6 protein-coding genes are annotated in these 5204 nt (G+C 74.3%); 1 reads left to right on the top strand and 5 read right to left on the bottom strand.

Annotated elements, in window-relative coordinates; genetic code table 11:
* The 4 genes from NH342_RS21800 to NH342_RS21785 form a co-directional block, all read right to left on the bottom strand.
* Window positions 1–197: hypothetical protein (locus NH342_RS21800; protein ID WP_253018259.1), on the bottom strand; the 197-nt coding region annotated here is incomplete at its 3' end.
* 44 nt (window positions 198–241) lie between these two features.
* On the bottom strand, window positions 242–1582 hold the full coding sequence (locus NH342_RS21795) for an MFS transporter (RefSeq protein WP_253018257.1): 1341 nt from the start codon (window positions 1580–1582) through the stop codon (window positions 242–244).
* A 69-nt stretch (window positions 1583–1651) separates the two neighbouring features.
* Window positions 1652–2086, bottom strand: coding sequence for a MarR family transcriptional regulator (locus NH342_RS21790; protein WP_253018255.1), 435 nt, complete (start codon window positions 2084–2086; stop codon window positions 1652–1654).
* Between the two features lie 54 nt (window positions 2087–2140).
* Window positions 2141–3634 carry an NCS2 family permease gene (locus NH342_RS21785; RefSeq protein WP_253018254.1) on the bottom strand — a complete coding sequence of 498 codons (1494 nt, stop codon included), beginning with the start codon at window positions 3632–3634 and terminating at the stop codon, window positions 2141–2143.
* Between the two features lie 58 nt (window positions 3635–3692).
* Here NH342_RS21785 and NH342_RS24410 point away from each other — a divergent pair, with 58 nt between their 5' ends.
* Window positions 3693–3902, top strand: coding sequence for a DUF2530 domain-containing protein (locus tag NH342_RS24410; RefSeq protein ID WP_253018253.1), 210 nt, complete (start codon window positions 3693–3695; stop codon window positions 3900–3902).
* A 335-nt stretch (window positions 3903–4237) separates the two neighbouring features.
* Here NH342_RS24410 and NH342_RS21775 read toward each other — a convergent pair whose 3' ends face one another.
* Window positions 4238–5038: a DUF3027 domain-containing protein gene (locus NH342_RS21775; protein WP_374209496.1), complete on the bottom strand. Its 801-nt coding sequence runs from the start codon at window positions 5036–5038 to the stop codon at window positions 4238–4240.
* Window positions 5039–5204: the final 166 nt, after the last annotated feature.

Raw genomic sequence — 5204 nt, 5'->3', positions numbered from 1 at the left:
GCCACGGACCGCCGGGCCGCCCGCCGGGGAGCAGCCAGCCGGACGGCCCGCCGCCGGTCGGCGCGACGCCGCCGCGGGAGCCGCACCTGGCCGGTGAACAGCCGCAGCGACAGGTCCATCAGCCAGACCATCCCGATGACCATGGCCAGCACCAGTGCCAGCTGGAGCGGCCAGGGGACGGTGGGCTCCGGCGGCATGAGCGCACGGTAGGACACCGGTGACCGCGCCCACAATCGGGGCGTCAGCGGCGGGGGCCGACCGCCGTCCCCGGCGCCTCGGCCGCGGCCTCCTCGACCACCCCGGCCGCCGCCGGGGCGGCGGGGACGGCGACGGGGTCGACGTGCAGCCGGACGCTCGGCGGGGCGACGTGCGCCTCCAGCCGGACGTGCCGTCCGCGGGCGAGCCGGGCGCCGACGGCGACGGCGGCCACGACGACGACCAGCCCGCTGGCGACCAGGCCCCACCGGGCCCCGAGGTCGTTCGACACCCAGCCGACCAGCGGCGCACCGATCGGGGTGCCGCCCATGAAGCACATGAAGTACAGCGCCAGGATGCGGCCGCGCATCTGCGGCTCGACGCCCAGCTGCACGAAGCTGTTGCAGGCCACGCTGAACACCAGGCCCGCGGCGCCGCAGGGCACCAGGAGCAGGCCGTAGGCCCACACGGTCGGCATCAGGCCGCTGACCACGGTGATCGCCCCGAACGCCCCGGCGGCGACGATGAGGAAGCGCTGCAGCGGGCGGGAGTCGCGGCGGGTGGAGACCAGCGCGCCGGTCAACGAGCCGACCGCGAAGGCGGTGGACAACAGACCGAAGGAGCCGGCACCCAGCCCGAAGACCTCGGTGGCCATCAGCGCGACGGTGATCTGGGAGTTGAACCCGAAGGTGCCGACGACGAAGGCCAGCAGCATCGCCAGCTGCAGGTCCGGGTGGTCCCGGGTGTAGGTCAGCGCGGCCCGCAGCTGGCCGCGGGCGCGCGCGACGGGGGCGCTGCGGTGCAGCTCGTCGTCCCGCATGAGGGCCAGTGCGGCGATGGTCGCGGCGAAGCTGGCGGCGTTGACGAAGAACGCCGGGGCCGTGTTGCCGCCCGAGACCGCGATGAGCCCGCCGGCGACGGCCGGGCCGACCAGCCGGGCGCCGTTGAAGACGGTGGAGTTCAGGCTGACCGCGTTGCCGAGGAAGGCCGGGCCGACCATCTCCGACACGAACGACTGCCGCGCGGGGGTGTCCAGCGAGCTGACCGCCCCCAGGAGCAGGGCCAGGGCGAACACGTGCCACAGCGCGATGGCCCCGGTCGCGACGAGCAGGGCGAGGGCGAGGGCGAGCAGGCCGAGCACGGCCTGGGTGACCATCAGCATCCGGCGTTTGTCGTACCGGTCGGCCAGCAGCCCGCCGTAGAAGCTGAGCAGCAGCGTCGGGGCGAACTGCAGCGCGGTGACCACGCCGAGCGCCGTGCCGGAGCCGCCGGAGAGCTGGAGCACCAGCCAGTCCTGGCCGATCCGCTGCATCCAGGTGCCGGTCAGCGAGACCAGGTTGGCGCTGACGTAGATCCGGAAGTTGTGCACCGCGAGGGCGCGGAACATGCCCGCGCGTCGTGGGGCGTGGGTGTCGCTGGTGCTCGTGCGCTCAGGCGTGTGCGGTCGCCTCCTGGCTCACCCTCCGGCGAGCTCGTCCATGATGCGGGCAGCCTCCCGCAGGGTCGCCCGGTCCTCGGGCGGAAGGGCGTGCAGCTTCCCGGACAGCCACGCCTCGCGGGCGCGCGCCTCCTCGGTCAGCAGGTCCTCGGCCGCCGGGGTGAGCTCGATGATCACCTGGCGCCGATCGGTGGGGTGCGGGGTGCGGGTGACCAGGCCCTTGCCCTCGAGCGCCACCACGACCCGCGTCATGGACGGCGGCTGCACCCGTTCGTGGCTCGCGAGCTCGCCGGGGCTCATCGCGCCGTGGCGCTTGAGCGTGGACAGCGCGGCCAGGTGGGTCAGCGTCACCGACGTGTCGACGCGCTGGTTGCGCAGCCGGCGCGAGAACCGCATGACCGCCAGCCGCAGGTCGTGCGCGAGGGCGGCGGTGTCCAGCGTCGTCCGCGCCACGTGGTCCCCCCGAGATGGTTAGCCGTGCTGAATGTACCAGCCCGGCCGGGCAGCTCAGAGCAGCTGCTGCACGGGCTCGATCGCGAAGTAGACCACGAACAGGACGCCGACGACCCACATCAGCGCGTGCACGCGGCGCGCCCGGCCGGTGGCGGCCATGAGCACGACGTAGCTGATGACGCCGGCGCCGATGCCGTTGGTGATCGAGTAGGTGAAGGGCATCAGCGCGATGGTGAGGAACGCCGGGATGGCCAGGGTCAGGTCGTCCCAGTGCAGGTTCTTGACCTGGGCGATGAGCAGCGCGCCGACGATGACCAGGATCGGCGAGGCCGCCTCGGAGGGGACCACGTCCACCAGCGGGGAGAACAGCGTCGCGACCAGGAACAGCACGCCGGTGACGACGCTGGCCAGGCCGGTGCGGGCGCCGTCGGCGACGCCGGCGGTGGACTCCACGTAGGTGGTGTTGGACGAGACGCTGGCCGCACCGCCGGCCGCCGCGGCCAGCGAGTCGACGACGAGCACGGGCTGGGAGCGGGGCAGGTTGTTGTGCTCGTCGAGCAGGTCGGCCTCGGCGCCGACGGCGGTGACCGAGCCCACGGTGTCGAAGAAGTCGGCCAGCATCAGGGCGAAGACGATCAGCAGGGCGGCGACGACGCCGATCCGGGAGAACCCGCCGAACAGGGAGAACTGGCCGATCTGGGAGAAGTCGGGCAGGCCCACGACCTGGTCGGGCAGCGTGGGCACCTGCAGCGCCCAGCCCTTGGGGTTGACCGAGCCGTCGGCGAGGAAGGTCGGACCGACCTTGGCGACCGCCTCGACGACGACCGCGACGACGGTGGTGACGACCAGGCCGATGAGCAGCGCGCCCCGCACCTTGCGGACGACGAGCACGGAGGTCAGCAGCAGCCCGACGACGAAGACCAGCTGCGGCCAGCTGGCCAGGCTGCCGTCGATGCCGAAGGTGATGGGCACGGTGCCGTTCTGCGCGCGGCGCACGAAACCGGAGTCGACCAGGCCGATGAGGGCGATGAAGAAGCCGATGCCGACGGCGATGGCGGTCTTGAGCTGGTCGGGGATGGCCTCGAAGACGGCCCGGCGGAAGCCGGTGAGCACCAGGACGGTGATGAGCAGGCCCTCGAGCACGACCAGGCCCATGATCTCCGGCCAGGACATCTGGGTGGCGGCGTACGCGGCGACGACGGCGTTGATGCCCAGCCCCGCGGCGAGGGCGAAGGGGTACCGCCCGACGACGCCCATGAGCACGGTGAGCAGCCCGGCCACCAGCGCGGTGACGGCGGCGACGGACCGGAAGTCGAGGGTGTTCCCGTCGACGTCGGCGCCGGACAGGATGATCGGGTTGAGCACCACGATGTAGGCCATCGTGAAGAACGTGACCACCCCGCCGCGCACCTCGCGCCCGACGGTGGACCGCCGGGCGGTGATGGAGAAGTAGCGGTCGAGCCCGTTGCGGGGCTTCATCTGCGGCCCGGCGCTGCGGCGCCTGGCGCTGCTGGGCTGGGCGTCGGTGGTCTCGGTGTCGTCCGGCACGGCGACAGGGTGCCATGCACGACCGGTTGTGGGGTCGCGCGCTGGTTACAGTCGGCGCGTGCCGGCCCCGACCCGACCCTCGCCTCCCCCGCTGCGGGTGGAGACCCGCCGGGTGGTGCTGGTCGGCATGGTGCTGTGGGCGCTCGCCCTGGTCGTCGTCCTCCTGCTGGGCGACCGCGTCGACCGGGTCTGGACCTGGACCTGCGTCTGCGGCCTGGTGCTCGCCGCGGTGGGCCTGGCCATCATGCGCTGGCAGAAGCAGGGCTGAACCCCCGTCCCGGGGTTCCCGCCCCCTGACGAGCCCCGGAGAGGGCAGGAACCCCGGGACAAGGGTCGAGAACAGGGTCCGAGGGGTCCGAACGCCCGCCAGAACCCCACGAACCCCGACGTCGCGGGCGAGGCGCAGCCCCGTCCGCGACGAGGCGGACGGCTCCGAGGAACGAGGCCCCCTCCCCGAGGAGCGGACGCCCCCACGGCTGTCACCCCGAGCGCAGCGAGCGGGCGGGGCCGACGGTGGCCCGCAGGGTCACCCGAGACCCCGCGGAGGGGCTCAGCGCAGCGCGCCCAGCCGGGTTGGCCGCGGTGGGAGCGCGCAGCGCGACATCAGATGGAGTCGTACGTGTCGGTGTTGTACAGCGGCGTCAGCTGGATCTCGGTGGTGTCGACGGTGACCAGGTTGGCCTCGCTGTGCGCGCCGCAGCCGTGGTCGGTGGTGACGACGTGGCCGTCGGCGGGGGCGTACTCGTTGGCGCAGACGCCGAGCTCGAGGCGGACCGACCCGGCCAGCGGCATGAGGAAGGCGCAGTCGCCGCAGGTCCCGGGGGCGTGCCGGGCCATGGCCGACGAAGGGCCGAACTCCCCGCCGCGCCAGCGGGCCAGCGCCCCGCGCCGGCCCTCGACGGAGAGCACGCGCTCCCGGCCGATGCCGATCTCCTGGGCGACGACCATGCCGGCGGGGTCGGCGGCGGCGTCGTCGTCGGCGAGGTAGGCCGGCACCAGGCGGGGGTCGTCCTCGGTGACGGGCAGGACGTCGCCGACGGAGAGGTCGCCGGGGCGGACCCGCTCGTGCCAGGGCACCCAGGCGGGGGCGAGCAGGGCGGTGTCGCCGGGCAGCAGCACGACCTCGTCGACGGTGACGTGCTCGTCTCCGGGCACGTGGGCGAGGGTGACGGCCCAGTGCCAGCCGGTGTAGCCGGGCAGGGCGGCGGCGAAGGTGTGGGTGAGGACCTCGCCGAGGACCTCCTGGTGGGGCACGGCCTCGCGGGCGGTGCCCAGGTGCTCGCCGACCTCCTCGGCGGCGCCGGCCACCTCGACGGCGGCGGCCCGGGCGGTCTCCACGGCGGCGGTCAGCACGTCGGACGGGGAGGGCACGGGGCCGGGCGAGGCGGGGAGGGCGTCGGACACGCCCTCCATGGTGCCCCACGTCGGTCCCGGCCGGGTGAGGTGCGCGGTGGTGAGCGGGGGGTGCGGCACCATGGGCGCGTGGGCGGACGCGTGGGCACGGCGGTCCGCGGGGGGCTGCGGTGATCCGCCCGCGCCGCCGCCGGGGCGGGCGCCCGCGGGTGGACCG

The sequence above is a fragment of the Klenkia sp. PcliD-1-E genome (assembly GCF_024124375.1).
Lineage (GTDB): Bacteria > Actinomycetota > Actinomycetes > Mycobacteriales > Geodermatophilaceae > Klenkia.
Note: the sequence above shows the minus strand (reverse complement) of the source record. Positions and strands in the feature narration are given on the sequence as shown.

Excerpts from the sequence above, each read along its gene's own strand:
- NH342_RS21795 (WP_253018257.1), bottom strand. The coding sequence starts at position 1,582 with ATGTTCCGCGCCCTCGCGGTGCACAACTTCCGGATCTACGTCAGCGCC.